Raw genomic sequence first — 26,270 nt, 5'->3', positions numbered from 1 at the left:
TCTGTCAACCGCCGCCCACCGCAACAGGAGCCAACAATGACCGATTCCGACGCTGCTCAGACGATCGCCACCCCCGTTCGGGAGGCCGCGAAAGCCGGTCTCGCCGGCGCCCATAAGGCCACCGACAACCTAATGCAGGTTTCGAAAGCAACGCTCGAAACCTGGCAGGAAGTGAACGATCTCGTTCAAACGGCCACGAACGCCTTGGTCAAAAGGGGCCTGACATTTGTCGAGTCCAGCACGCAGAACGTTTTCGAGTACGCCCAGAGCCTCGCTGCAGCACAGAACCCGCAGGACATCGTGAGATTGCAGTCCACCTTCGCCTCACGCCAGGTTGCCCTTGCAGAAGAGCAGGTCAAAGCCGTCGGCGAGATCGTTCGCGCCGCGAGCCGGATCAGCAGCGTGCAGCTAGGTCAGACAAACGGCCCCGACGCCTCCGAATCCAAATAGCAGCGCAAGAGCGCGTCCGCCTGTGGACTCATTGACTAAGGGACTTGCGATGGCCGGTGACGAAATCGATTTTCTTCTTGTTGGAGGCGGTCTCGCCAGTGCGAACGCGGCGGATACCCTGCGCCGCGAGGGAGCCACCGGTTCGATCCAGATTTTGGCTCTCGAGGGGCTTTCGCCCTATCATCGGCCGCGTCTATCCAAGCAATACCTTCTTGGGACCTCGGCCGAGGAAGATCTGTTCGTCCATCCTGACGAGTTCTACAAGCAGCAAGACATTGGGCTAACGCTCGGAGAGCAAGTCGAATCGGTGGATACCAAAGGCCAGACCGTTCGCACTGTCTCCGGCAAGACGCTCTCCTACGGCAAGCTCCTTATCGCGACCGGCGCAATGCCGAAACCGCTCCAGGTTCGCGGCGTGGAGTTGGAGGGCGTCTATTATCTGCGCCGCAAGGCGGATTGCGACGCGATCCGCCTTGCGGCCAAGCCCGGCAAGCGTGCCGTCGTCTTAGGCGGAAGCTTTCTCGGCATGGAGATCGCGATGTCGCTCCTCTCGCTGGGCCTCGATGTCACTGTGATGGAACGTGGCGACGCCATTCTGCCGCATCTGGAAGCTCCCGGCCTCTCCGCTCACTTCAAGCAACTCGCCGGGACCAAAGGCGTAACGATCCTGCTGAACGAAACCATTTCCGCCATCGACGGCAACAAGAAGGTGAAAAGCGTCGTCGCGGCCTCCGGAAAACGCATCCCCTGCGACTTGATCGTGATCAGCATCGGCGTCGCACCGTCGACCCAATTCCTCGAGGGAAGCGGCATTGCTCTTGAGGACGGATATGTCGTCGTCGACGAGATGCTGCGCACCAATGTGCCGAACGTATTCGCCGCCGGGGATGTGACCAAATTCTACGATCCGGTCTTCGCCCAGTCTCGTCATGTGGAGCACTGGGACAATGCCGTCCGCCAGGGCCAGCTTGCGGGCCGAAACATGATGAATCCTCGACATCGCTATGACGAGGTGTCGTATTTCTATTGCGATATCGGCGACATCGGATTCGACGTCGTCGGGATGCCAACGCCCGACAGCGAGTTTGTGAGCCGCGGCTCGCTCGATGATGGCTCCTACGCGATGTTCTATCTGCAGGACGACGTCCCCCGCGCGCTGTTTTCGACGGGGCGACCGCCGGACGAAACACGTCTTGCCGAAAGCCTGATCCGCTTTCGTGTAAACCTGCGCGACCACAAGGAGGGCCTCGCAGACGCCGATCATCAGCTCGACGGCATCTCAAGGCAGACCGTTCTCATTCTCCAAGGCGGAGGCGCGCTCGGTGCGTTCGAGTGCGGCGTCGTGAAGGCGCTGGAAGAGGAACGGATCTTTCCCGATATCGTCGCCGGTGTATCGATCGGGGCGCTGAATGGCGCGATTATCGCAGCGCATCCCAAGAACGCGACCCAAGCTCTCGAGTCCTTCTGGAACGATCTTTCCGTCGCCACCCCCAATTGGCTATTCGAAGATGCAAGACGCGCAGCCGGTTCAGCTCAAATCCTGACCTTTGGCGTGCCCAATTTCTTCAAACCCCGATGGATGCCGCCGTTCGAAAACGTTTTCGCGCCTTGGACAAGCTATTACGACACATCGCCGATGAAGCGTCTGATTGCGTCCTACGTTGACTTCGCCTCGCTCAAGACCAGCCCTGTCCGCCTCCTCATCGGTGCTGTCAACGTCACGACCGCCGAACTTGAGGTGTTCGACAGTTATGTCGATTCCCTCACGCCCGACCACATACTCGCAAGCGGAAGTCTGCCGCCGGGCTTCTCGTGGAGCGTTGTCGACGGAAAGGCCTATTGGGACGGCGGCATCGTCAGCAACTCACCGTTCGACCTGGTCGTCGATCGTTGCGGGCCGGATGGCAAGCGCGTCTTCATCGTCGACCTGTTTTCCGGACAGTCAGCTTTGCCCACCAACATGGTGGAAGTCATGGCTCGCCGGGACGAGATCGTTTACTCCGAGCGTGTCAGAAGCGATCTACGGCTCCGTGAGATCAAGGACGCATATCGCAGCATGGTGAAGATCATTCTGGCGGGCCTCGAGCCAAAGGAGCGCGCCAAGGTCAGGCAACATCCGCGCTATATCCAACTCATGGGTGATGGGCTTGAGACCTCGGTGACGCGATTTCTCCGACCGAAGGAGGAAGGCGAGCCATCCTCTCGCGACTACGACTTCTCCGACATCGCCATTCGCCGGCACTTGGCGAACGGTTATGCGATCGCCAAGACCACCCTCGTGTCGGCGAGAGATGCGGGTGTCACGACGACGGCGGCTGCGGCGACAACCGCGCGGACCACCTCCAAAAGCGCATTGGCGGAAGGCGACGAGGCGCCAGCGGCCTCTTAGATCACGCCAGATCGCGCGATGTTCTCCCGCGCGCACCGCCTTCGCGGCTGCGAGAGTTGCTCGATCGTCTTCCTCGAAATCGGACCCAGCATGACGTTCGATGGCAGGGTGCGAGCACGCCGTCGGCGCCCACACTCCCTGGGCTTGCAATATCAATCTGGTACGGTACGTTACCATTTAGGGCAGAGTCAACGCGAGACGTTGGCACGGGCCGAGGGCGGGCGCACGCGCCGCCGCCCTGTAGGCAGGATGGCAGATGAAGCATCACTTATCGAATTCGACCGATCCGGATGAAGCGACCCTCGTGCGTTCCCAACGCGTAGACCTCGGTGGCGTACTTCGTCGGGTTCGGTGCGGCTCGCCCGTCCTGTTGGTGCCGCTGTTATTCCTCGCCGCCTGTGGCGAATCCTCTACCCCGCCGCCCAAATCACCGACATTGGTGCAGGTGCAGGCCGCAACGCTGTCGTCGCTCGCCTCCGAAACGACGCTCACGGGTCAGGTTTCGGCCCGTGTGCAAAGCGAACTCGCTTTTCGAATCGCGGGGCGCATCGCCAAGCGGACCGTCGACGTCGGCGATCACGTCGAGGCCGGGCAGGTCCTCGCGGCGCTGGAAAGAACCCAACAGCTTTCAGACGTGAGCGCGGCGAAGGCCGGAGTCGCGGCTGCGGAAGCCAGCCTCCGGGAAGCCGCAGCGACGTACGAGAGGCAACGTGTTCTGCTTGCGCAGGGCTTCACGACGCAGCCGAGCTATGATCGGGCCAAGCAGGCCCTGGACGGGGCCCGGGCTGGATTGGAAAGCGCCAAGGCTGGATTGGGAACCGCGGAGGACGCGCTCGCGAACATCGAATTGCGGGCAGACGCCCCGGGCATCATCACGGCGCGCAACGCGGAGGTCGGACAGTTCGCTGCCGTGGGACAACCGATCTATTCGGTCGCGCGCGACGGTCCGCGCGATGCGGTGTTCGATGTCTTCGAGACGTTGATCGGGACTTCTCCGCAGCCTGATCGTGTCGTGGAGATACGGCTGCTCTCCGATCCCTCCGTCCGGGCGATCGGAAAGGTGCGCGAGGTCTCGCCGACCGTCGACGCGGCGAACGGTACGGTGCGGGTCAAGGTCGGACTCGACGGTTCTGCTGCCGCGATGGGGTTAGGCGCGCCTGTGTCCGGCACAGGCAGGTTCGCTCCCCGAGATACCATCGTCCTTCCATGGACGGCTTTCTTCACGGCGGCGGGCAAGCCGGCCGTCTGGGTCGTGGATCCGCAACGCAAGACGGTGTCCCTGCGCCAAGTCGAAGTTCAAAGCTACGGGACTGGCGAACTCCTGCTGAATAAAGGCCTCTCGGTCGGCGATCTCGTCGTGACGCGCGGCGGCCAAGTGCTCCGCCCCGGCCAGTTCGTGGCCGTGCGGAACGAAGCCGCCGATCGCACGGAGACGACTAAGCCATGAAGTTACGTTTCGCTGCCGTCTGCGCGGCCCTGCTCGTATTTCTCTCCGCCTGCAATCGTCAGGACAAGCAGCCCCCTGTCCTGCGCCCCGTTCTCTCGATCATCGTGGCGCCTTCCGCCGAGGCGAGGCCGAAATTCGCGGGTGTCATCCAGGCCCGCTACCTGACGGAGCGGGCTTTCCAGGTTCTCGGCCGCATCGTCGCCCGTAAGGTCGAGGTCGGCGAGACCGTTCACAGGGGGCAGGTCATCGCGGAGAACGACCCGCTACCCTATCAACTCGCCGTTCGCTCCTCCGAGGCCGATCTGGCGAATGCAACGTCCCGATCGGAGACGACGACGGCACAGCTGGAACGGACGCGAGCGCTGTTCAAGCGGAACGTGACTTCGCAGGCCGACCTTGACGCCGCTCAGCAGGCCATGGAAGCCGCCGCCGCCGCCTTGCAACAGGCGGAGGCGAACCTCGCCAAGGCCAGAGAGCAACTGAGCTACACGACGCTGACGGCCGACATCGACGGCGTGGTGCTCAGCATCGACGCCGAGGTCGGCCAGATGGCCTCGCCGGGGATGAAGGTCATGACGCTCGCGCGCACCGACGTTCGCGAGGCGGTCGTGGATGTGCCTGACGACATCGGCCGGGCGCTGCCCATCGGTGCTCCCTTCGACATCCTGCTGCAGGCCAATCCGTCAATCAGGTCCCAAGGCAAGGTTCGCGAGATATCCCCGCAGGCCGATAGCACTACGCGTTTGCGGCGGATCAGGATCACGCTCGAATCGTCGGTCGAAGCGTTCCGGCTGGGGGCAACGATCACGGCGATCCCCGTGCAGATCATCGGACCACCGACGTTCGATCTGCCTCGCACTGCCATATTCGAACGCGACGGCGAAAGCCGCGTCTGGCTGGTTGATTCCGCCGAGGGCGTCGTCCGCAGCACAGCCGTGGAGATCATCGATCGGCGCGGATCCGTGGCGCGGGTCGCACGCGGCCTCGAGCCCGGCGCGCGGGTCGTCACGGCCGGGGCAAACAGCCTATCGGAAGGTCAAAAGGTCAAGTTAGAAGTGGAGGTCGTCCAGTGAAGGAGCACGATAAACTGGCGGCTGCCGGGAGCGCGAACACCCCCGCTACCGAAGCACCGAAAAGTGCCGAGCCCTTCAACTTGTCGGTCTGGGCCCTCGGTCACCGCTCGCTTGTTTGGTATTTTATGCTGGTCTTCGCCGTTGCGGGATTATGGTCATATTTTAACCTGGGCCGCGCCGAGGATCCGGATTTCACGATCAAGACGATGATCATCCAGGCAAACTGGCCCGGCGCGACCGTCGAAGATACGATGAACCAGGTCACCGAACGGATCGAGAAGAAGCTCGAAGAGATCGACTCGTTCGACTACGCCAAGAGCATCAGCACGGCGGGTAAGACGACCATATACGTGTATCTGAAGGACACGACGCCTGGAAAGAACGTTCCGTCTACCTGGGTTCGGATCAGGAATCTCGTGTCCGACATCAAGGGTAGTTTGCCGGCAGGAGTACAAGGACCGTTCTTCAACGACAGTTTCGGCGACGTTTTCGGCAACGTCTTCGCATTCACGTCGGATGGGCTGACCCAGCGTCAGTTGCGCGATTATGTGGAGAGCACGCGCTCGAAATTGCTGACGCTGAGGGACGCGGGCAAGGTCGAGCTGGTCGGAGCCCAGGACGAGGTGATCTATCTGGAATTCTCGACCCGGCAGATTGCCGCTCTCGGCATCACCCAGAGAATGGTCGTGGAGGCGCTGAACGGACAGAACGCGATCACCCCGTCAGGTGTCATCGAAGCCAAAGGCGAGCGTTTGAGCCTACGGGTGACGGGCACTTTCGCCTCGGAGGAGAGCCTCAAGGCGATCAATTTGCGAATCAATGATCGGTTCTTCCGGCTCGGCGACATCGCCGCGATCGTCCGCACGTACGAGGATCCGCCGCGAGCGCTGTTCCGTTACAAGGGCGCGCCAGCCATCGGCCTTGCCGTCGGCATGAAGCCCGGCGCGAACATCACCGCCTTCGGCGAGCAACTCCACGCCAAGATGCGTCAAATCGAAAGCGAACTTCCCATCGGCGTCGGGATCGACAACGTATCCGATCAGCCGGAGGTCGTCGCCGATGCTGTGTGGGGCTTCGTCCGAGCGCTGATCGAGGCGGTTTCGATCGTCCTCGTGGTGAGCTTCATCAGTCTGGGCGTTCGGGCCGGCCTCGTCGTCGCCGTCACAATCCCCCTCGTGCTGGCCATCACATTCCTGGCGATGAACCTATATGGCGTGTCGCTTCAGCGAATTTCTCTGGGCGCGCTGATCATCGCCCTCGGACTGCTCGTTGACGATGCCATGATCGCTGTGGAGATGATGATTGCTCGCCTTGAGATGGGCGACAAGCTCGAGAAGGCGGCGGTCGCGGTCTATACGCATACCGCCTTCCCGATGCTGACCGGAACCTTGGTGACGATCGTCAGCTTTTTCCCCGTGGCATTCAACAACGGAGCACCGGGCGAATTCACCTTTACGCTGTTCGTCGTCATAGCCGTCGCCCTGATCGTCTCCTGGGTCGTCGCGGTATTGTTCGTCCCGCTGCTCGGCGTCACGATGCTGCCTGCAGCTCTCAAGAAACACCAAGCGAAGAAGGGACGGTTCACGCGCCTCTTCGAAAGTGTCTTGAAGACTTGCGTGCGCTGGAAATGGTCGACGATCTGCGCCACCGTTCTCCTCTTCGCAGCCTCGGTCTTCGGAATGCGCTTCGTCCAGCAGCAATTCTTCCCGTCTTCCGAACGAGTCGAACTGATCATTGACTGGACTGCCGCCCAGAACTCTTCCATTCTGGAAACACGCGCGCAAATGGACAGGTTCGAAGCGGCGCTCGCGAACGATCCGGACGTCGAGCATTGGTCCTCGTATGTCGGTCAAGGCGCGGTTCGTTTCCTGCTCGCCTTCGATGTGCAGCCGGCGACGCCAAATTTCGGGCAGGTCGTTATCGTGACCAAGGGACTCGAGGCGCGCGATCGTCTGAGGGCGAAGCTCAACGACCGCGTCCGGCGCGACTTCGTCGGCACGGACGCCTACGTTCACCTGCTCGATCTCGGTCCTCCGGTCGGGCGCCCGGTGCAATACCGGATCTCCGGTCCGGATATCGAGGGCGTAAGGAGGGAAGCACAAAAGGTTGCGGCCGTGATGGCCGAACATCAAGATCTCGGGCAAGTCGTGTTCGACTGGAACGAGCCCGGACGCGTGGTGAAGGTGGACGTCCTGCAGGACAAGGCAGCGCAACTCGGCGTCACCTCCGAGTCGCTCGCCACGGCTCTCAATGGCGTCGTGGGCGGCTCGTCGATCACGCAGGTGCGCGATTCGATCTATCTCGTGAACGTCGTCGGCCGCGCTCAGGCCGCCGATCGCACCTCCGTCGAGACCCTGGGGAACCTTCAGCTTCGCACCGAGGATGGCAAGGCCGTACCGCTTGCCGCCGTCGCGAACCTGACCTATGAGGCCGAACAACCGATCGTCTGGCGTCGGCACAGGCTGCCAACGATCACGCTCAAGGCGAGCGTCGACGGCGGCATACAGCCGGCAACCGTCGTCAAGCAGCTCGCACCGAAAATGAAGGTCATTGAGGCCGGTCTCGGTCCCGACTACAGGTTCGAGATCGGCGGTGCGGTGGAAGAAAGCGCGAAGGGGCAAGGCCCCATCATCGCGATCGTTCCGGCAATGCTGCTGACGATGACAACTATTCTGATGTTGCAACTGCAGAGCTTCCAGCGACTATTCCTCGTGGTCGCTGTCGCTCCGCTTGGGCTCATCGGGGTCGTGGCCGCCCTGATACCCAGCAAAGCCCCGCTCGGCTTCGTGGCGATACTTGGCGTGCTGGCGCTCATCGGCATCCTCATCCGCAACTCCGTCATTCTCGTCATGCAAATCGAGGAGTTGCGGCGAGAGGGCCTGGACGGCTGGAGCGCGGTCGTCGAGGCATCGGAACATCGGATGCGACCAATCATGCTCACCGCCGCGGCAGCGACTCTCGCTCTCATTCCGATCGCACGTGAGATTTTCTGGGGGCCGATGGCCTTCGCCATGATGGGAGGCATCGTGGCGGGCACGATCCTGACGTTGTTGTTCCTCCCGGCGCTGTACGTCGCCTGGTTCCGCCTCGTCGAACCCGACGCCGCCGACACGGCCAGCGGTTCCGAGGGGAAGAACCGTCGTCCCGATGAAGCCGAGGCCGCACATGTAGGGGCATAGCGCGCCGCCGGGTGGCATAGACCCTTCAAGGCTTAAACGAGTTTGCACGCGAGTGGGCAGCTCTCCAAAGATCTTGCCTTCCGACCGTCTTTCGTTGGCTGGCTACGTCGGAGATCTCAGCTCCGGTAAGCGCCAGGGAATACCATGTCCTGATCGACCAGAACGTTGAACATGTATCCCGGTCGAATCTCCAGCGTGGGTTGAACGTTCAAGTTCTTGCTGATCGTTTGCTCCGCGACCCGCCCGAAGGACTCGGCGAAACTCCGTCGCGCGGCATCCTCGGCGGTGTTCCCGTTGTTGAACGGATTGTTGTTTTGCGGGACCGACATGTCGATGCCCGCGCCGATGGCCGCGACGAGGATCGCTGAGCCGAACACCTTGAAGTAATGATTATCAACCTGGTCGTTGAAGCCGCCATAGCCTTCCGCATCAGTCCCCGCCATGCCGCCGATCTGCAGCGTCGCGCCGTTCGGGAAGATGATGTCGGTCCAGACCACAAGGATGCGGCTCTGGCCGAACGAGATCTTGGAATCATAACGCCCCAGCAGCTTTGCGCCTTGCGGAATCAAAAGCTGGTGGCCCGTGGCGCTGTCGTAGACATTCTGGCTGACCTGCGCGGTGATGCGACCGGGAAGGTCCGAGTTGATGCCCGTAATGAGCGTCGCCGGGATCACCGATCCGCGCTTCAGTTCGTAAGCCGAGGTCGGCGCCACCACCTTGTTAGGAAGGTAGCCGAGCTTCGTAAGATCCGCGTTGAAGAAATTCTCCTTCGCGCCCTGCCCGTTCGGATCGATGTTCGGTCCACCGAAACCCGCGCGTAGCGCCGCCGCGTACAGGTCGGAGGCGCCACCGCCGACGGCAGGCGCCGTCGTCGCCGCCTTGACAACCGGCGCGTCGCCAGCCGACGTGGTCGATGCCTGGAGCTTCCCGAGATTGATGGCAAGCGGTGAATCGTATGCAGCATCGTTGGCCTGCAAACGCGCCATTCGCTGGCGCTGCTGCTCACGCAGATATTGTTCGTGCGCTTCCCGCTCGAGGCGAGCCCGCCACAACGCCTCGGACTCGAGCTGCGATGCGGCCGGTGCGTCCGTCTGCCGGTTGGAGAAAGGATTGCTGGCAGGCTTAGGGGCTTCGGCAGCCGGGGGCGCCGGTTGGAACGTCTGTGCATCCGCCGGATCGCCGATGATCCCGTTGGGGACCCCTTTCTTGAGTTGATCGGCAAAGGTCGAAGCAGGGTTGGATGAGGCCGTGTCGATTCCGGTGTCGCGACGGAAATACAGACCACGCGACGTCAGCCCGTAGAAGATGACCGCGAAGAACACGATCACGAGCACGATCGCGATAATAATGGGCAGCCGGTTGAGGCGCCGGATTCCGCTGATCTCCTCTCCCGCAGGGCTGCCGCCGAGTTTCAGGGATTGCGCCATGACCGGTCTCCCCTACCCGCGCTGCATCACGGAGAGCGGGCTCGTCGGCGACGCACCGGCGGCCGTCGTCGCATAGGCGCGACCGAGTTCGACGCTGGCGGTCGACAGCCTCGCCAGGACCTGGCCCTCGTACGACTGGATCACATAGGCAAGCGGGATGGCTTTCTCGCCGCCGGTCTTCTGATCGGTCGCAACGGCATAACCCCAGCTCTTAAGGGAGGTCTCGAGCGCCTGACCGAAGGGCGAGCCATCGGGCTTCAGGACGATCGTGCCGGAGCCGGGCCCAACCTGCTCGGCGAATTTCGTCACCATGTCGCCGGCGATCGCCGAAGCGGCGGCGCCGGATAGATCGGGCGGAGCGGAGCTCGCCACAAGGCCGCCGTTGCCAAACGACGCGCATCCGGCAAGCGACGCACCGAAAAGGCAGAGCAGAAGGATACGATAGACGGAACGGAACGCGCGCATGATCAACCTCCTCTCCGGATCGTTACCTTGTCCTGATTCCAAAAGCCGACGCCCGAAACGAGAATGGCGGTATCGATCTGATAATCGACCACCATCATGTTGCCTTTCAGCCGGTAGTTCACGATGCGGTTCTGCCCGCCCGACACCACGAACAGAACCGGCGCGTCATGCCCCGACAGCGACGACGGAAATTGAATGTAGGTCTTCATCCCATCGCTGTAGACGCGGGTCGGTCGCCAGGAGGCGCCGCCACTTACGCTGTAGGAAAAGTTCAACTGCTCAGCAGGAACGCCCGCGCCCGGAATCGTGTCTGCACCAAGACGCGCATTGATGTCCGCTAGCTTGCTGCCGACATCCTCGGGGTATTCGAAGCCGATGCGCGCCATATATTGCGTCGCATTGGACTTGAGCTGGATGTGATAGGTCCGGCGCGAGGTCGTCACCACCATCGACGTGATCAGCCCCGGCTCGGCCGGTTTGACGATCAGGTGGATGGCTTGTCCTCCGACGGCGCCCGACGTCGCTGGCTCGACCTTCCAGCGCACGGTGTCGCCGACCAACACGTCTCGCACCACTTCTCCAGCCTGGAGCTCGATGTCGCACACCTGCAGCGGCGAGCAGACGATGGATGGTTGGACCTCGCCGAACAGGAAGACGACCTTGCCGTCAGGTCCGCGCGTGACGAGGCCGGTCGATCCGCGCCATTGGTTCGAGATGCTCGTGCCCTTTCGCTCCTTGGCGTTCATCGCCTGTGCGTGTGCGTGGACGTCGGCAAACAGCAAGCCGACGGCGGAGGCTGCGACAAGAACGCCTGTACGAAATCTGATTGAGTCTTGGTGCATCGGCGTTCCCGGCCCTTTCATAGTTGCGCCGTCCAGTCGAAATCACGCAGGTAGAGGCCGATCGGATTGAGCCGGATGGTCTGCTCGTCCTGGGGTGGGGTCAGCGTGACGGTGGCGATGCCGCGAAAGCGATGCACGCCGGTTTCCTTTCCCTTCCTGTCGCGCTCGAATTCGGTCCAGTCGATCTGGTAGGACTGGTTGGAAAGAGCGACGATGTTGTTGACCTCGACGGCGACGGTCGTGGTCTTCGCCTTCTCGAACGGCGAGTTGCTTCGGAACCAGTCATTGATCTTCTGCGTGGCGGGATCGGATGTTCGCAGCAGCGCGTAGCTCCGGTCGATATATTGCTTCTGCACGACCGCATCCGGTGTCACCGATCGAAAGTTGGATACGAAGCTTCCAAGCGTCGCGCGCACCACGCGCGGATCCGCATATTCAATCTGCTGCGGATACCCGCCGCTCGCAGCGGTGCCGAGTTTGTCGACCTCGACGATGTAAGGGACCAGCTTGACCTGCGTGCTCTGGAACAGCGCATAGGAGAAGCCAATCACGGCCATGACCATGCCGATAATGCCGATGGCGCGCCATGCTGCGGCCGCCTTCACATAGGAGCCATAGCGCTCGTTCCATTCGTGACGCGCGGCGAGATAGGGATTGTCGGGCGGATTACGGGCGGCCATTCGAGAAGCGGTCTCCACTTTTCATCTGTCGGTTTGGCTTAGGTCTTGCCGGTCGATTTCTTCGAGAGCCGCTGATCCAGCTTGGCGTTGGCGAGGCCGAGCGTCGACGTGCCGAACGAGCCCGGCGCGCCGATCGCCTGGTCGCGCGCCGCGGATGCAAGCGCGCCGCCAGTGGCTCCGACGCCTTCCGTCATGGCCTTGAGGGCGGCCGTTCCAAATGAGGCGCCATCCGCACGCGCGGCGCTGAAACCGGCTGCGCCCGCCCTTGCCCCTCCGGCGGCGAGCGCGGCGCCGCCAGCCGCGAAGCTCGCAGCCTGTCCAGCATGCTTCACCACTTCCATCCCGCTGCCGACGGAAACACCCTGCACCACGCCCTGGACGATGTTCGGCACATAGATCGAGATGATGAAGACGACGACCGAGATGCCGCCGATCGCCAGCGTGCCAACGAAGGCGTCGTTGCCGGTGCCGGTCTGGTTGGCGAGATTCAACAGGGCATCGGAGCCGATCTTGGCGATCATCACCAGCGCCATCAGCTTCATGCCCACCGAGAAGGCATAGACAAGATACCGAATGGCGAAGTCCTTGGTGAAGGACGAGCCGCCGAGACCGAGCATGATCATGCCGGCGAGAAGGCCGACATACATCTCGACCATCACGGCGACGAAGATCGCTGCGACCAGCGAAAACGAGATCACCACGATCACCATGGCGAAGACCGAAGCGATCGCGAGTGCATTGTCCTGGAACAAGCCGAACTGCGCGTTCTGCGACATCGACGAGGCGACCTTGAGACCCGCGTTGAAGACATCCGCCGGCGAAGCCGATCCGCCGCCCGCGCCAATCTGGTAGAGGCTGTCGACGACAGCCTTCGCGAACGTGAACCCCTGATCGAGTACGAAAGCGAAGAAGCCGATGAACATGATCCGCCGCACCAATTCGGCGAACCAGGCATCAAGTGTCGCGGCCTGGATGGCCAGCCACACCGCGGCGATGCCGACCTCGATCCCGGCAAGGATCCAGAAGAGCGACCTGGCTGCCTGCATGACAGTCGTCTGCCAGCCCTTGGCGGCGGTCGTCACCGAATTTTCCAACGTCGTGAGAACGCTGCCGTCCTGCTGAGCCAGCGCAGGATGCGCAACAACGACGGTGCCGATCGCAATGATCAGGACGAGCCCCGGTTTAATTCTACGCACTCCCTGCCCCTTCCCCTACCAACGCGGTTTCATCTGTTGTCCGCCGGTCGTCTTGTAGTCCTGCGGCGGTTTGAAGAATTCGGCGGTATGCGGCGACGCCCCTGATGGCGGCACAGGCGTGCGTGTCGTGACGAACAGCCACGCTCCTGCGGTGCAGGCGCCCACCGCGATGATGAGAAGCATGATCGTCGACGGCTTCACCAACGCGGCTCCATCGTCTGCCCGCCCTTGGTCGCCGGCGCTGTCGCACTGAAGAACTGCTCGCGGCGTGCCTGCGACAGGTCCTTGCTAGCCTGCGAGGACTGGAACCAGGTCGCCATCATCGTAGTCTGCTGTGCGACGAGGCCGCGCAGCTTCTGCATTTGCGCGACTTCCTGCGCGGCGATCTCGTGGCCGACCTGCAGGGCCTTCATCTGGCCATCGGCGCTCTCTGAGGCGGTCTTCAGCTGCGACATGGTGGAGTTTTCCGTCGAGAATTGCTGCGAGGTAAGACCCGCCGCCTGAAGCGTGCTCCCAATTGTGTCGCGGTTCGTGTTCGACCAGTTCTGATACGTCGACGCGAAACTCGCGCCGTTCGGCAGGTTGGTCTTGAACTGCGTGTAGCTCTGGAAGCGTTGTTTGAGCACGTCATCGACGTTGCCCATCGAGAAGGCGATGCCCTGTCCCTGGTTGACGATGTTCTGCAACTGCTTGAGGTCGCTCTCGACCTGCCCCCAGACATGCGACGGCAACTGCGCGGTGTTCTGCACCATGTTCTGGTAGATCTTGAGCTGGTTCTGAATCTGCTGGGCGAGTTGCGTGATCTGCTGAATCTGGTTGTTGATCTGTGTCGTCGACTGTCCGACAAGGCTGATCAGTTCTCCATTGTTGAGCATCTGCGTGAACTCGGTGGCGCCGCCGGCTGCGGCGCCGGCAATCGCCGGACTCGCCGGAGGCGATCCGATGACAATGGCGACGACGAGCGCCTTAATCGGCGAGAAGTGTCTCGGCATGGCCGATCCCCCTTTCCTTGAGCCAGCGAACGGGCCAGTCGGCCTCGGCCTTTTTCAGCGCCAGGATGCGCTTCAGGTCGTCCTTGCCGGAGGCGCCGACGAAGGACAGTGCGACGGGACCGAGCGCCATGTTGAAGAGACGGCGACCTTCGGGCGAAGCGACGTAGTATTCGCGCTTGGGCACCGCAGTCGCGACGATCTCGATCTGACGCTCATTGAAACCGATGCGCTCGTAGAACTCGCGCGTGCCGGGCTCGCGCGCGGCGCCGTTCGGAAGGCAGATCTTGGTCGGGCAGCTCTCCTTCAGCACATCGATGATGCCCGAGCGCTCGGCATCCGAAATCGATTGCGTCGCGAGCAGCACTGCGCAGTTGGCCTTGCGCAACACCTTCAGCCATTCGCGAATCTTGTCGCGGAACACTGGGTGGCCCAGCATCAGCCAGGCCTCGTCGAGAATGATCAAACTCGGCGCGCCGGTCAGCCGCTTCTCGATCCGCCGGAACAGGTAGGTGAGGACGGGGACGAGATTGCGTTCGCCCATGTTCATCAGCTGCTCAATCTCGAACGTCTGGAACGAGCCGAGCTCCAGTCCGTCCTTCTCCGCATCGAGCAACTGCCCCATCGGACCGTCGACCGTGTAGTGACGCAGCGCGTCCTTGATCTCGCGCATCTGCACACCCGACACGAAGTCCGAAAGGGATCGTCCGCGCGCCTCTGCCATCAGCCCGATCTGCCGCGAAATCGCGTTGCGATGGTCCGGCGTGATCGTCACGCCCTGCACCGCGACGAGCGCCTCGATCCATTCTGTCGCCCAAGCGCGATCCGTATCCGTCGACAAGTCAGCCAACGGGCAGAAGGCAAGTGCGGCGGAACCGTCCGCCTCGTCGCCGCCGATCTCATAGTGATCACCGCCGGCCGCCAGCGTCAGCGGCATCATCGAGCGGCCCTTGTCGAAGGCAAAGATCTGCGCGCCGGCGTAACGGCGGAACTGCGCCGCGATCAGCGCCAGCAGCGTCGACTTGCCGGAACCTGTCGGACCGAACACCAACGTATGTCCGACGTCATCGACATGCAGGTTCAGCCGGAAGGGGGTGGAACCGGATGCGACCTGCATCAGCGGCGGCGAGCCCGCCGGATAGAACGGGCATGGCGCCGTCGATTCGCCCGACCACACGGAATTGAGCGGGATGAGGTCCGCGAGGTTGCGCGTGTTGATCAGCGGCTCGCGGATGTTGGCGTACCAATTGCCCGGCAGGCTGCCGAGGAAGGCTTCGGTTGCGTTCAGAGTCTCAATGCGGGCACCGAAGCCCTCGGCCTGGATCAGCCGCCGCACGGCCTCCGTCTTTTCCTGGAGGCGGGCGTTGTTGTCGTCGAAGAGGACGATGACCGGCGTGTAATAGCCATAGGCCACGAGCTGCGAGGAGGCTTCGGCAATAGCGTCCTCAGTCTCGGCCACCATCGCGGCCGCATCCTGGTCGATCGAGCGGCTTTGCGTCTGGAAGAGCTGGTCAATGAAGGGACGAACCTTCTGCTGCCACTTCTTGCGCGTGCGCTCGAGCTTCTGCCGCGCCTCCTGGTCGTCGAGGAACATGAACCGCGAGGACCAGCGGTAGGTCAGCGGCATCAGGTCGAGCGAATTGAGGATTCCTGGCCAACTCTCGGCCGGAAAGCCGTCGATCGCCACCACACCGAGAAAGCGGTTCTCGACCATGGGGGACAGCCCATGCTGAAGCTCGGCCGTCGCCAGCCAATCGAGATACATCGGAATGTCCGGCAGGCGGATCGGATGGTTCTCGCCGGTGATGCAGAAGCGGATGAACTGGAACAGCTCGTCATAGCGCGCGATGCGGGTGCCTTCGCGCTCCTCGACCTCGCGTGTTTCCATGCGCCGGATCGACAGGACGCTGGCGAGATATTGCTCGACCTCACGGATCGAGGTGGCGAAGCTCCCGATAGCCGTATCGGCGTAAGAGGCGGAACGGCTCTCGACATCGGAATAAATGTAGCGCGCAAGGCCCGCACGTCGCCGCTCAGGCGGCCGCCAGCTCAGCAGGATTGCGTGGCGGCTCTCGAAATGCCCCCTCTCCTGCTCGAAGCGCGCGCGACGTTCGTTGTCGATGGCGCGCGTCACCGGATCGGGAAAGTGGCAGTCCTGCAGCGCGGGATACTCCGTGGTCGGCACGCGCACCGCCTCGACCTGGATCATCCAGCCGGAGCCGAGACGCGCCAGAATCGTGTTGATCTGGCGCGAGACTTCATTGCGCTCGCCGTCCGTCGAGCTCTCCGAATCCGGTCCTGCGAAATACCAGCCTGCCATCAGCGAGCCGTCCTTCAACAGCAGGATTCCGTTCGCGACCAGCCCGGCATAAGGCACGAGATCGGCGAAGGACGGACCGGAGTGACGGAAGGAACGTAGCGCGACCATCAGGGGACCTCAGTAACGACGCCAGGGCGTCGAAGTCGCCCTGTATTGAGGCTGGTAGGAGATGTGGCGCGCATAGACGCGCCGCATCATCGGATCTGCCTTCGCCATCATCCGAAGCGCCGCCACGACGACGATCCAGATCGCCGCGCCGAGGATCGCGGCATACCAGGTGAGCACCACGAAGATCAGGATGACGGCCGCGAGGCCCGTCAGCAGCACCAGTTCGCGATCGGCGCCGAATAGAAGATTCGGCCGTGACAGCGCGCGATGGATGCGGTTGCGCCTGAGATTGGAGCCGGCCTCAGCCATGGCTGAGGCCCCCGGCCCTGTCGACCTTTGGCGGCATACGCGCGACATCGCCGATCGATGCGCCGCTCGCACCGAACAGGGCGACGATCTGCGTGGCGCCAAGGAGAATGCCGGCGACCAGTACGACATACATGAGGCGTCGCGCGAAATCGTTGAGCTCGCCGCCGAAGATCAGCATGCCGCCGGCGATCGCCACAGCCGCAAGCGCGATGAAGCCGGCGACCGGTCCGGTGATCGATTGCTGGATCTGCTGAAGCGGGCTTTCCCAAGGCAGGTTGCCCCCGCCGCTGGTCGATGCAAGCGCCGGGTCAAGCGCGAGGAGCGTGATCAGCACGCCTGCGACCCCTACGATCATCATGCGTTCACGCGACATGGCGCTCCTCCTTCCGGGCATAGGATTGGGTTTGGTATTGGCCCGCCGAAAAGTTCTCGACATGGAGCACGTCGCGCACCTGACGGCCCCGGTCCGTTCGTTCGATTGAGACGATCAGATCGACTGCTTCGCCGATGACCTCGCGCATGGGCTGCTGGCTGACTTCGGCCGTAAGCTGCTCGAGACGGCGCAGCGCGGAGAACGCGCTGTTGGCGTGGATGGTGGTGATCCCGCCCGGATGGCCGGTATTCCAGGCTTTGAGCAACGTGAGCGCGGCGCCGTCGCGCACCTCGCCGACGATGATGCGGTCAGGTCGAAGCCGCATCGTGCTCTTGAGCAGGCGCCCCATGTCGATGGTGTCGCTCGTGTGCAGCAAGACGGCGTTCTCGGCTGCGCACTGGATCTCGGCGGTGTCTTCGAGAATGACGAGGCGGTGTTCCGGTGCGTCCGCGACGATCGCTGCAATCACGGCATTGGCGAGTGTCGTCTTGCCTGAGCCGGTGCCACCCGACACGACGATGTTCAGCCGCGATGCTATGGCGTTGCGGATGACCGCGAGCTGGTCGGCCGTCATGACGCCCTGGGCGACGTAATCGTCGAGTTCGAACAGATGCGACGCCCGCTTCCGGATCGTGAATGTGGGCGCACCGACGACGGGTGGCAGCAAGCCTTCGAACCGATGACCGCCGATCGGCAACTCGCCCGAAATGATCGGACGCTCGTCGTCAGCTTCCGATTGCAGAGCATGCGCAACGCTGCCGATGATGATCTCGGCGGTCGCTGCCGGCATGTTTCCCGCGGCTGCCATCCCGTGTCCGAGTCGTTCGATGAACAGCCGGCCATCCGGATTAAGCATTACTTCGACGACAGCCGGATCATCAAGCGCGGCGCAGATCTGATCTCCGAGGGCGTCCTGCAGCTTGCGGACGAGGCGGGGGTGGGAACGGAGCTCGGTCATGGGATGCGATCGCCAAGGTTCACGCGGCGACGCGCTGCGCGAGCGCGACGTCGGAGCGATAGTCAGGCGGGCATACCCGCTGGAAGCTCGCATTGTCTGCAGGCAGGACACCCGCTACGCTCATCGTGCCGCCGATAAGCTCCACGCCACCGAGGCGCGTCATGGGCCAGCCTGCCCGCTGGAGGATCCGCTCGAACCGCACATCGGTCGCGGTGACGATCTCGTCGAAACCGTTCGACATCGACCATTCGATGATCCCGGCGAACATCGTCAGCGTCGCTTCATGCAGAAATCGCCCTCCCCTCCCCTCACCGCGTGTGTCGACGCAAAAGCGTGAGCTTTCGACCGTGGTGGGATTGCGCCGCAGCTGGCCTCCCGCGAGCAATTGCGGAAACGTCTGTGTCAGCATGGTCGGGCCAGCGGTTGGAAGCAGGCGCGCGCAACCCGCGACGTCGCCGCGATCCGTCAAGGCCAGAATGTAGGTCGGGTTGAGCGCATCGTATTCATCGCGCTCGCGTCCCTGCTCGATCTTCACCCGCCAGCCGAGCCTTCCGGCGAAGACCTGCGCGCGCAATCGATGCATCTTGTCGAGAAGAGACCCCAATCCGCGATGGTCGTTCGCATCAATCGCAATTACCCGCATTCGCCAAATCCTCCGCTGCTTTGAACGGACGCAATTCAGCATGAAGCGGCGGATCGTTTCCTCTGGTGAATTAACGGGAGGCCAGCCAGCGCTCGAATCGTGCTGAGTCGTGCTGTGGCGGGCAACGAGGGCTGCTGTCGGCAGAGAAAACGGAGCGGTGGCGCGCCGGTTTTACTGTAGGATTAACGGGAGCATACCGGCTGCGCGCCGTCTCCAGCCGGCAGGCGGTAAGGCCTCGATAATGTTGCATGAATGTGAACGAATCAGCGCGGCCGGGTACGGTCGCCGCGGCTGCCGTTAAGTATCTGTTAACCAAATAAAGTTTGACCCATAGAGAGAATCGCGTAATCGTCCGGCGACGTTTTTTCATCGATTATCAGGAATTTTCCGTCGAGAGCGATATGACCGGAGCGGTAGCCATAAAATCGGACAGCGAGGCCTCGATCGCCAAGATCACGCGGCACTCGCATCTGCTTGCAGCACAACTGCAGGCACTGCGGTCACAGATGTATCCTCCCGAGGCCAAGAAGTCGCTCAAAACCTTTACCTCTCGCGAGGCAGCGACAATGGTCGGAATCGCCGAATCCACCCTGAGGCAGATGTCTCTGGATGGCGAAAGCGCTGCTCCAGAACTCCACGGAAAGGACAATCGTCGTCGCGCCTATACGCTCGCGCAGATCAACGAAATTCGCGGGCATCTGGCGCAAAAGCGTCCGAAGGATGCGGTGAATTTTCTTCCGCGGCGCCGGCCACACGAGAAACTTCAAATCATCGCCGTTGCCAATTTCAAGGGCGGCTCGGCAAAGACCACGACAACCGTCCATCTGGCGCATTTCCTCGCTCTTCAAGGACTGCGCGTCCTTGCCATTGATCTCGATCCACAGGCCTCGCTTTCGACGATGTTCGGTTTCCAGCCCGAGCTCGATGTCGACGACAATCAGACGATCTACGGCGCAATCCGATACGACGAGGAGCTTCGCGTTCCGCTTCGCAGCGTCATCCGCAAGACCTATTTCGACGGCGTCGACCTTGTGCCCGGCAATCTCGAGCTCATGGAATATGAGCACGAGACGCCTCAGGCCATTGCTCGCGGCGACGGGCGTGGGGAAGCGATGTTCTTTCGCCGGCTGCGATCTGTGATCGGGAGCGTCGAGGATGACTACGATGTCGTCCTGATCGACGCGCCGCCTCAGCTTGGGTATCTGACGCTCGGCGCGCTCTATGCAGCGACTGCTCTTCTCGTCACCGTCCATCCGGCCATGCTCGACGTGTCAAGCATGAACCAGTTTCTCAAGATGACGAGCGATATCCTGCAGGTCATCCAGGAGAACGGCGGGACGCTTCAGCACGATTTCATCCGATACATCCTGACACGGCACAATCCTCATGATGTGCCGCAGGTGAATATCGTTGCGCTTCTGCGGTCTCTCTTCGGCGAGGATGTGCTTGCGCCAGTCGTCGTGGAGACGACTGCGATCGCGAATGCCGGTTTGGAAAAAAAGAGCCTCTACGAAATGACGAGGGGTACGGTGGGCCGCGACACGCTCACCCGGGCGCTCGAATCCGTTGACGGCGTCAATCAGGAGATTCTGAAGCATCTCAAGCAGGTGTGGGGGCGGGCATGACGAACGCCAAGGATCGCTCCAATCGGATGAAGAGCCTGTTCGCCAATGTCGACCGTGCCGAGCTTGAGAAGCACCTGCCCTCCCCTGCTCCGGATAAATCGCGTCCCAATCCATCCGGCATGTCCGGTGCCGTTAAATCGATGCAGCAGTCGTTCTCGGCGGTTGAGGTGGAAAATGAGCGCCTTCGCGCGCAGCTGCAGTCCGCGGTCGCTACGGTGGAGCTTGATTCACGGACGATCATCCCATCTTTTGTGCGCGACCGGATGGACTTCGAGGATAATCCGCAGTTTCCGCTGTTCGTTGAGAGTATACGGAGCGAAGGTCAAAAACTCCCGATCCTGGTTCGTCCTGTACCGGACAAAGCCGACGCCTATCAGGTCGCCTACGGCCATCGGCGCCTTCGGGCTTGCGAAATTCTCGGCATTCCCGTTCGGGCGATCGTCATGCCGCTCACCGACGAGCAGCTGGTCATCGCGCAGGGCATCGAGAACACCGAGCGGGCCAATCTTTCGTTCATTGAGCAGGCGCTTTTCGCGATCGGACTGAAAAATCGAGGCTTTACGCGCGAGACGATCGCCAAGGCGCTCGGCCGCGGCGAAGCGAAAGGCCTGGCGTACATTTCGATCTTGACCTCGACCGCCGATGCTCTCCCGGAGCCGCTCGTTCGCAAAATTGGGCCAGCTCCAGCGGTTGGGCGCCCCAAATGGGAAAAGCTTGGTTCTTTCTTCAAGGATCAGAAGCTGCCAGCGGACACGAACTCTGCCGTGAACGGATTGGTGGCCTCGGAGTCCTGGCAGGCTTTGGGATCCGACGAAAGATTTGCCGCGCTGCTCCGTCTTCTCGACCGACGGGCCACCACGAACACGCCGCAAGTCGACGAGGTCGATCTCGGCGACGGGCTTTCGATCACGACGAAGCGAACGCCCAAAGGCACCCAGATTTCCATTCCGCACGCTCCGGCGCCGGGTTTGTCAGCTTGGTTGATCGAGCGGCTGCCGCAGCTGGTGGAGCAGTTCAAACGAGAGGCAAAGACATGACATGACACCGGAAAAGGAAAAGGGCCCACCGACGGCAATCGGCAAGCCCTTTAGTTCCTAGCCAACAGAACGGTCCAGTTCCGTCAGCATCAGCGGTTACAAACTGATTCTATGACGGGGCGCTTGCACAATCAAGCCCTGGTTTCCACTCGGGGCATGAGTTTGTGCGCCGATTTGCTGGCTTTTCATCCACTCACACGATGGAGCTGCGGCCATGAGGTCGCGGAATGGCTGGCTATGGTCCAAACAACAGAAATAGCGTCGTTTCGGCGCGTTACCCCCGGGATCCTCGCGAGCGCGCGGCTGGCGATGGCGAATGACGTGCCCGAGGTCACCAAAGCGGAGGTCGCGATCGTTCTCAAGAAGGCTGCGCCCGTCTTGGGGATCGACGGCTCGACCTACCATATTATGGACATTCTGATCGGGCTCTCGCGGGCTGATGACTGGAAGGGTGCGAACCGCCCGATCGTCGCGATCTCTAATGCGAAGCTCGCGGAATATACGGCTCGATCGGAGCGGCAGGTCTCCCGCTGCATCAAGCGCCTGGTGGAGGCTGGGATCATTGCCTATCGCGACAGTCCGACCGGTCGGCGCTTCGTTTACCGCGACAAGGAGGGCGGAATCGACAAGGGCTATGGCCTCGACTTCACGCCGTCCCGGGTTCGGATCAAGGAGCTCAAGGGCCTCGTCGACGACTTCCAGGCGCGGCTGAATAGCGAGCAGGAAGCCCGCAGGGCAGTGACGCGTCTCTCGCGTGCGATCGTGGATGCATGCGGGGCCTATCCAGAGCGGGCGAGCGACTGGATGGTAGAGCTGGATGAGATCAGGGACCAAGGATTTGAGAGCGAGGCTGAGGCCGAAGCGCTTGACGAGTTGCATCGCCGGATTATCGGCGAGGTCACAGATGAATACGTAACTAATGAAATGTCAGGCGAGGGTGACATGCATGTCGCTCCTAATATTAATACAACCTCTCAAAACTCATTTGAAAGTAAACAGGACCGGCCTCGCTCTAACGAGCGAGAAATTTTTCAGCAAAAGGACGCCCGCTCCGCGGTCGTTCCTCCAGCCGAGAAAAAATTCGAGGAAGTTTCGCTCTTGCCGCAACGACTGCGAGGCCGCGGATCGACAAGCAGTCCGGACGAAATTCAGTCGCAGGTGCTCGGGTCGGTTTCGATCAGCTTGATGAGATCCGCATGCCCGCAAGCCTGTGAAATCATCGGTCGCGAATTCAGAACCTGGCCGGAGCTCACCGGGGCCGCCGATATCATGCGGGTCATGATTGGGCTGTCGGAAGCGGCCTGGGTCGATGGAACGGGCAAGGTCGGCCGCTATGCGGCGGCTGCGATCCTCGCGACGGTCCTTGAGAAATCGATCACGGCTCCAGAGCAGATATCCAGCCCGGGTGGTTATTTCCGCGCGATGGTTGACCGGGCGGTGGACGGAAGCTTGCACCTCGAGAAAAGTCTGTTCGGTTTGGCGGACGGCGCCCTTAGGCGCAGCCGGGAGCGAAAAATATGATCGTGTCCGCAGGGGGTAACAGCTGTAACTCTTTGTGGGCTGCGCGCCGAACTTCAAACCGGGCTGAGCTGCGCGAACCTGCAGAAATCCGCATAAATTCAAGGGTTTCGCAAAGGGGGGTTACAGCTGTAACCCCGCCGGCCGCCCGGAAGTCCTCTGACACAAAGCTGGCGGAGCCATTTCATGGCTGAACTGGACAAGGATGGCATCAAGGCCAAGGTAACCTGTGCCGCTCTGCTCGAACGCGATGGCTGGAAGGTCGACTTGCGCGAGAGTACGCCGAAAGCTGTAAAGTACCGCCGCGGCGACGGTGAGATCGTGATTGTCATTCACCAGGGTCGCGGTTGGTTCGATCCAACATCCCCGGCGAAAGGCGATGTTTTCACCCTCGCCCAACATCTTGGGGCTACCGATTTCAGTACTGCCTTGAAGGCGGTGTCCGAGCTCGTCGGCTTCGAACCAACGGCACCCATTTGGCAGCGCAAATCGAGGCCGCATCCAGCCACCGCCATAGCGAAACGTTGGTCGGAGCGGCCGCAGATGGCGCCGGGCTCGTCAGCATGGATCTATCTGGCACATACGCGGGCTGTACCAGCCAGCATCATCGCAGCAGCGTCGGCCGGAGACAGACTTCGGGAAGGGCCCAAGGGTTCGATATGGGCGGCCCACATCGATGATCGCGGAAAGGTCATTGGCTGGGAAGAGCGGGGAGCAAGCTGGCGTGGCTTCGCGTCCGGCGGCGCGAAAGCGCTGTTCGTGCTTGGCGATGAAGAGAATGCCAAGAGGGTCTGTGTCACGGAGGCGGCAATTGATGCGATGAGCCTCGCGGCCCTCGAAGGATGCCGGCGCGACAGTCTTTACGTCAGCACCGGCGGCGGATGGGCCCCCGCGACGGAAGCCCGTATTAGAGCTCTAGCGTCGCGGCCCGGTTCGCAGCTTATTGCGGCATCAGACGCGAATGACCAGGGGGATGCCTATGCAGCGCGCCTCCGGACGATCGCCGCCTCCGAGGGGGCCGCATTCCTTCGGCTCTGGCCCGATGCCCTGGACTGGAACGAGCAGATCAACCGCGCCGCGAATTAGATAGGTGCCCGAGCGTCCGGGCACTCTCGCTTCCGGCCGGTCAGCCACGCGTATGCGATGACGCCAACGGCGGCCATGGTCAAAGGCCCGCCGCCTTCGTCAGATTCACGCGAAACCGGTCGCGCCGGCGCTGATAGCGGCGTGTCATCTCCGCGCTGGAGTGACCGAGCTGTTTCTGGACGTAGCGCTCATCGACCTCGGCCGAGGTGGCGAGCCCAGCCCGGAGGGAATGTCCTGCGAATTTCGCCTCGCGTTCGCCTTCGGACAGATCGGCGCGGACGCCGGCCGCCAACGCGGCGCGTTTGACCAGGCGCGCGACCTGCTGGTCGCTCAGGCGATCGGGACCGACCTCTTTCCCCTGGCCGATGACCCGCCGAAACAGCGGGCCATGACCGATCCGCGCCAGCTTGAGCCAGATCTGCAAGGCGGCGACCGGGCAGGTCGCGTCCGCCGAACCGCGGCCGATCTCGACCTCGCGCCAGCCGGTCTTGCCGCGCAGCGTCACCAGCAAACCCTTGTCGAGGATCTCGATCCAGCCGGAGCCGTCCTGGGTGTGATCGCGGCCGGCGTCGAGACCGACGATTTCCGAGCGCCGCAGGCCGCCGGCGAACCCGATCAGCAGCATGGCGCGGTCGCGCAGGCCCCGGAGCGTGCCGCGGTCGAGGGTTTCCAGCATGGCGATGACGTCCTCCGGAAGCACCGCTTCCTTCTGCCGGGGAGGGGCGGCGTGGGTGTTGCGGATGCCGGCGAGGACGGTGGCGATATGGCGGTCCTTGCGGTCGAGCGGCGTGCCGCGCTGCGTGTAGTTCCAGCTCAGAGACGACAGCCGGCGCTCGATCGTCGACACCGAATTCGGCTGGCGGTCGGCCGTCGCCGCGCCGGACGCGCAAGCGGTGATGTAGAGCCCGACCGTCTGCGGCGAGGGTGGCAGGACCTCGAGGCCCTGGCGCCGGCACCAGGCAGAAAACTGCTTCCAGTCGGAGGCGTAGGCGCGGCGGGTATTGGCCGAGCTCGCCGCCTCGACATAGTCGCGGGCGCGATCGGCCAGCCGCTCGAGATGGGCCGGTAGGGCAGGGGAGGGGACTTCCGCCATCTCCCGAACAGATTCCGCATGATCCGGAAGGACCTTGCCGCTTGATGGTGTTCCGGTGCTCATGGGCCTCTCGCTGTACATATTGGATGCGTACAAGTTGACATTTTGATCCGTTCTGAGTACTCATGTCGGCTGCAAAGAAAGCGGATATGAGCCATGGCGCGCGTTGCCCTCGATGACACCAACCGGATGAACCTGCGGATTAAGCCGGAGGCTAAGGCGCGACTCATGCGAGCTGCAGCGTTGCGCCATACCGATCTGACCAGTTTCGTCACGCAGTCCGCCTTGCGCGAGGCCGATGCTGTCATCTCCGAAGCCGACGTCATCAAGCTCTCGGAGCGCGATGTCGCACGCGTCCTGGATCTGCTGGACAATCCGCCCAAGCCGAACGCGAAATTGCTTGCGGCCGCTGCGGCGTTGCCCAAATCCCTGTGATCCTTCCTGCCTGGCACGAAGAGCCGATCGCCAAGGCCCATGATCGGAAGGCCTTTGATTGTGGCGACGGTGAGCTGAACACCTTTCTGCGGCGCTTCGCCCGCCAAGGCCATGAGCAGAACGCAGTCAAGACCTTCTGCGCGATCGCGGACGGCGAGCCCAACCGGGTTCTCGGATTTTACAGTGTCGCGCCGGCCTCGGTGGCACACGACACCGTGCCGCAAGCGATGACCAGGGGACTCGCGCGGCACCCCGTTCCCGGCTTCCTGCTGGCGAGGCTGGCTGTTGACCAGGCGGTCGCGGGGAGGGGACTTGGCGGCCAACTTCTGCTGGCGGCGGCGCTGCGGTGCCTTCGCGTGACGGAAGTGGTCGGCGGCGTCCTGATGCTTATTGAAGCCAAGAATGAACGCGCCGCGCAGTGGTACGCCAGCTATGGCGCCGAGGCCCTTGTGGATCGCCCGCTCACGCTTGCCGCCCCGCTTGCGACCTTCGCTGAGGCCCTGCGGGCTGCCGGACACCTCTGACAGGTCGTTCGCGCCCGGCCGAGACGGCTCCCTTAGCGCGTCGCCGACTGCCGTGCTGTGACGCGCTTCGGGGCCCTGTGCAGGGTGAATTTCGAGCTTCTGGG

The 26,270-nt window shown here is 62.4% G+C and carries 24 protein-coding genes; 11 read left to right on the top strand and 13 right to left on the bottom strand.

Features of this window, described 5'->3' with window-relative positions:
* The first annotated feature begins 36 nt into the window (after positions 1–36).
* From V5F78_RS25325 to V5F78_RS25305, 5 genes are all read left to right on the top strand, one after another.
* Entirely contained in the window at positions 37–450 is a 414-nt protein-coding gene (locus tag V5F78_RS25325; protein WP_394072013.1) for a phasin family protein, read from the top strand.
* A gap of 49 nt (positions 451–499) precedes the next feature.
* Entirely contained in the window at positions 500–2,839 is a 2,340-nt protein-coding gene (locus tag V5F78_RS25320) for an FAD-dependent oxidoreductase (RefSeq protein ID WP_394072012.1), read from the top strand.
* A gap of 256 nt (positions 2,840–3,095) precedes the next feature.
* Positions 3,096–4,286: an efflux RND transporter periplasmic adaptor subunit gene (locus V5F78_RS25315; protein ID WP_394072011.1), complete on the top strand. Its 1,191-nt coding sequence runs from the start codon at positions 3,096–3,098 to the stop codon at positions 4,284–4,286.
* Positions 4,283–5,359 (top strand): efflux RND transporter periplasmic adaptor subunit, encoded by a 1,077-nt coding sequence (locus V5F78_RS25310; protein WP_394072010.1) that lies wholly within the window; start codon positions 4,283–4,285, stop codon positions 5,357–5,359. The genes V5F78_RS25315 and V5F78_RS25310 overlap by 4 nt, the downstream gene beginning before the upstream one ends.
* Before the next feature lie 14 nt (positions 5,360–5,373).
* Entirely contained in the window at positions 5,374–8,538 is a 3,165-nt protein-coding gene (locus V5F78_RS25305) for an efflux RND transporter permease subunit (protein WP_394072060.1), read from the top strand.
* Positions 8,539–8,654: 116 nt separating this feature from the next.
* Here V5F78_RS25305 and trbI read toward each other — a convergent pair whose 3' ends face one another.
* From trbI to traI, 12 genes are read right to left on the bottom strand one after another with little or no spacing between them, the layout of a single operon-like run.
* Positions 8,655–9,965: an IncP-type conjugal transfer protein TrbI gene (gene trbI / locus V5F78_RS25300; RefSeq protein ID WP_394072009.1), complete on the bottom strand. Its 1,311-nt coding sequence runs from the start codon at positions 9,963–9,965 to the stop codon at positions 8,655–8,657.
* A 12-nt stretch (positions 9,966–9,977) separates the two neighbouring features.
* Entirely contained in the window at positions 9,978–10,430 is a 453-nt protein-coding gene (trbH, locus tag V5F78_RS25295; RefSeq protein WP_394072008.1) for a conjugal transfer protein TrbH, read from the bottom strand.
* Positions 10,431–10,432: 2 nt separating this feature from the next.
* Positions 10,433–11,272 carry a P-type conjugative transfer protein TrbG gene (trbG, locus tag V5F78_RS25290; protein ID WP_394072007.1) on the bottom strand — a complete coding sequence of 280 codons (840 nt, stop codon included), beginning with the start codon at positions 11,270–11,272 and terminating at the stop codon, positions 10,433–10,435.
* Between the two features lie 17 nt (positions 11,273–11,289).
* Entirely contained in the window at positions 11,290–11,952 is a 663-nt protein-coding gene (locus V5F78_RS25285; RefSeq protein WP_394072059.1) for a conjugal transfer protein TrbF, read from the bottom strand.
* Between the two features lie 38 nt (positions 11,953–11,990).
* Positions 11,991–13,148 (bottom strand): P-type conjugative transfer protein TrbL, encoded by a 1,158-nt coding sequence (gene trbL, locus V5F78_RS25280; RefSeq protein WP_394072006.1) that lies wholly within the window; start codon positions 13,146–13,148, stop codon positions 11,991–11,993.
* Between the two features lie 15 nt (positions 13,149–13,163).
* The gene (gene trbK / locus V5F78_RS25275; RefSeq protein WP_394072005.1) at positions 13,164–13,349 is read right to left on the bottom strand and encodes an entry exclusion protein TrbK; all 186 of its coding nucleotides are present in this window, start codon (positions 13,347–13,349) and stop codon (positions 13,164–13,166) included.
* A complete protein-coding gene (gene trbJ, locus V5F78_RS25270; protein ID WP_394072004.1) occupies positions 13,346–14,140 on the bottom strand; it encodes a P-type conjugative transfer protein TrbJ in 795 nt (264 codons plus the stop codon). The genes trbK and trbJ overlap by 4 nt, the downstream gene beginning before the upstream one ends.
* Entirely contained in the window at positions 14,115–16,565 is a 2,451-nt protein-coding gene (locus tag V5F78_RS25265) for a conjugal transfer protein TrbE (protein ID WP_394072003.1), read from the bottom strand. Before V5F78_RS25265 ends, trbJ begins: the two co-directional genes overlap by 26 nt.
* Before the next feature lie 9 nt (positions 16,566–16,574).
* Positions 16,575–16,874: a conjugal transfer protein TrbD gene (locus tag V5F78_RS25260; protein ID WP_394072002.1), complete on the bottom strand. Its 300-nt coding sequence runs from the start codon at positions 16,872–16,874 to the stop codon at positions 16,575–16,577.
* Positions 16,867–17,247, bottom strand: coding sequence for a TrbC/VirB2 family protein (locus V5F78_RS25255; protein ID WP_394072001.1), 381 nt, complete (start codon positions 17,245–17,247; stop codon positions 16,867–16,869). Before V5F78_RS25255 ends, V5F78_RS25260 begins: the two co-directional genes overlap by 8 nt.
* Positions 17,237–18,205, bottom strand: coding sequence for a P-type conjugative transfer ATPase TrbB (gene trbB, locus V5F78_RS25250; protein WP_394072000.1), 969 nt, complete (start codon positions 18,203–18,205; stop codon positions 17,237–17,239). Before trbB ends, V5F78_RS25255 begins: the two co-directional genes overlap by 11 nt.
* Positions 18,206–18,224: 19 nt before the next feature.
* The gene (gene traI, locus V5F78_RS25245) at positions 18,225–18,848 is read right to left on the bottom strand and encodes an acyl-homoserine-lactone synthase (protein WP_394071999.1); all 624 of its coding nucleotides are present in this window, start codon (positions 18,846–18,848) and stop codon (positions 18,225–18,227) included.
* A gap of 401 nt (positions 18,849–19,249) precedes the next feature.
* Between traI and repA the strand changes: the two genes are divergently transcribed.
* The 4 genes from repA (at position 19,250) to V5F78_RS25225 (ending at position 24,114) form a co-directional block, all read left to right on the top strand.
* Positions 19,250–20,473, top strand: a complete 1,224-nt coding sequence (repA, locus tag V5F78_RS25240) for a plasmid partitioning protein RepA (protein WP_394071998.1) — start codon at positions 19,250–19,252, stop codon at positions 20,471–20,473.
* Positions 20,458–21,510: a plasmid partitioning protein RepB gene (gene repB, locus V5F78_RS25235; protein ID WP_394071997.1), complete on the top strand. Its 1,053-nt coding sequence runs from the start codon at positions 20,458–20,460 to the stop codon at positions 21,508–21,510. Before repA ends, repB begins: the two co-directional genes overlap by 16 nt.
* Positions 21,511–21,633: 123 nt before the next feature.
* Positions 21,634–23,031, top strand: coding sequence for a plasmid replication protein RepC (repC, locus tag V5F78_RS25230; protein WP_394071996.1), 1,398 nt, complete (start codon positions 21,634–21,636; stop codon positions 23,029–23,031).
* Positions 23,032–23,214: 183 nt separating this feature from the next.
* Positions 23,215–24,114: a DUF3991 and toprim domain-containing protein gene (locus tag V5F78_RS25225; RefSeq protein WP_394071995.1), complete on the top strand. Its 900-nt coding sequence runs from the start codon at positions 23,215–23,217 to the stop codon at positions 24,112–24,114.
* 79 nt (positions 24,115–24,193) lie between these two features.
* Here V5F78_RS25225 and V5F78_RS25220 read toward each other — a convergent pair whose 3' ends face one another.
* A complete protein-coding gene (locus V5F78_RS25220; protein WP_394072058.1) occupies positions 24,194–25,207 on the bottom strand; it encodes a site-specific integrase in 1,014 nt (337 codons plus the stop codon).
* Between the two features lie 156 nt (positions 25,208–25,363).
* Here V5F78_RS25220 and V5F78_RS25215 point away from each other — a divergent pair, with 156 nt between their 5' ends.
* Together V5F78_RS25215 and V5F78_RS25210 are read left to right on the top strand one after the other, a co-directional pair.
* Positions 25,364–25,642: a type II toxin-antitoxin system TacA family antitoxin gene (locus V5F78_RS25215; RefSeq protein WP_394071994.1), complete on the top strand. Its 279-nt coding sequence runs from the start codon at positions 25,364–25,366 to the stop codon at positions 25,640–25,642.
* A complete protein-coding gene (locus V5F78_RS25210; RefSeq protein ID WP_394071993.1) occupies positions 25,639–26,166 on the top strand; it encodes a GNAT family N-acetyltransferase in 528 nt (175 codons plus the stop codon). Before V5F78_RS25215 ends, V5F78_RS25210 begins: the two co-directional genes overlap by 4 nt.
* Positions 26,167–26,270 lie beyond the last annotated feature (104 nt).

This window comes from Roseixanthobacter glucoisosaccharinicivorans, from assembly GCF_043195095.2.
Taxonomy (GTDB): domain Bacteria; phylum Pseudomonadota; class Alphaproteobacteria; order Rhizobiales; family Xanthobacteraceae; genus NCEH01.
The sequence above is the reverse complement of the archived record's forward strand: the minus strand, read 5'-3'. Positions and strand labels throughout refer to the sequence as shown.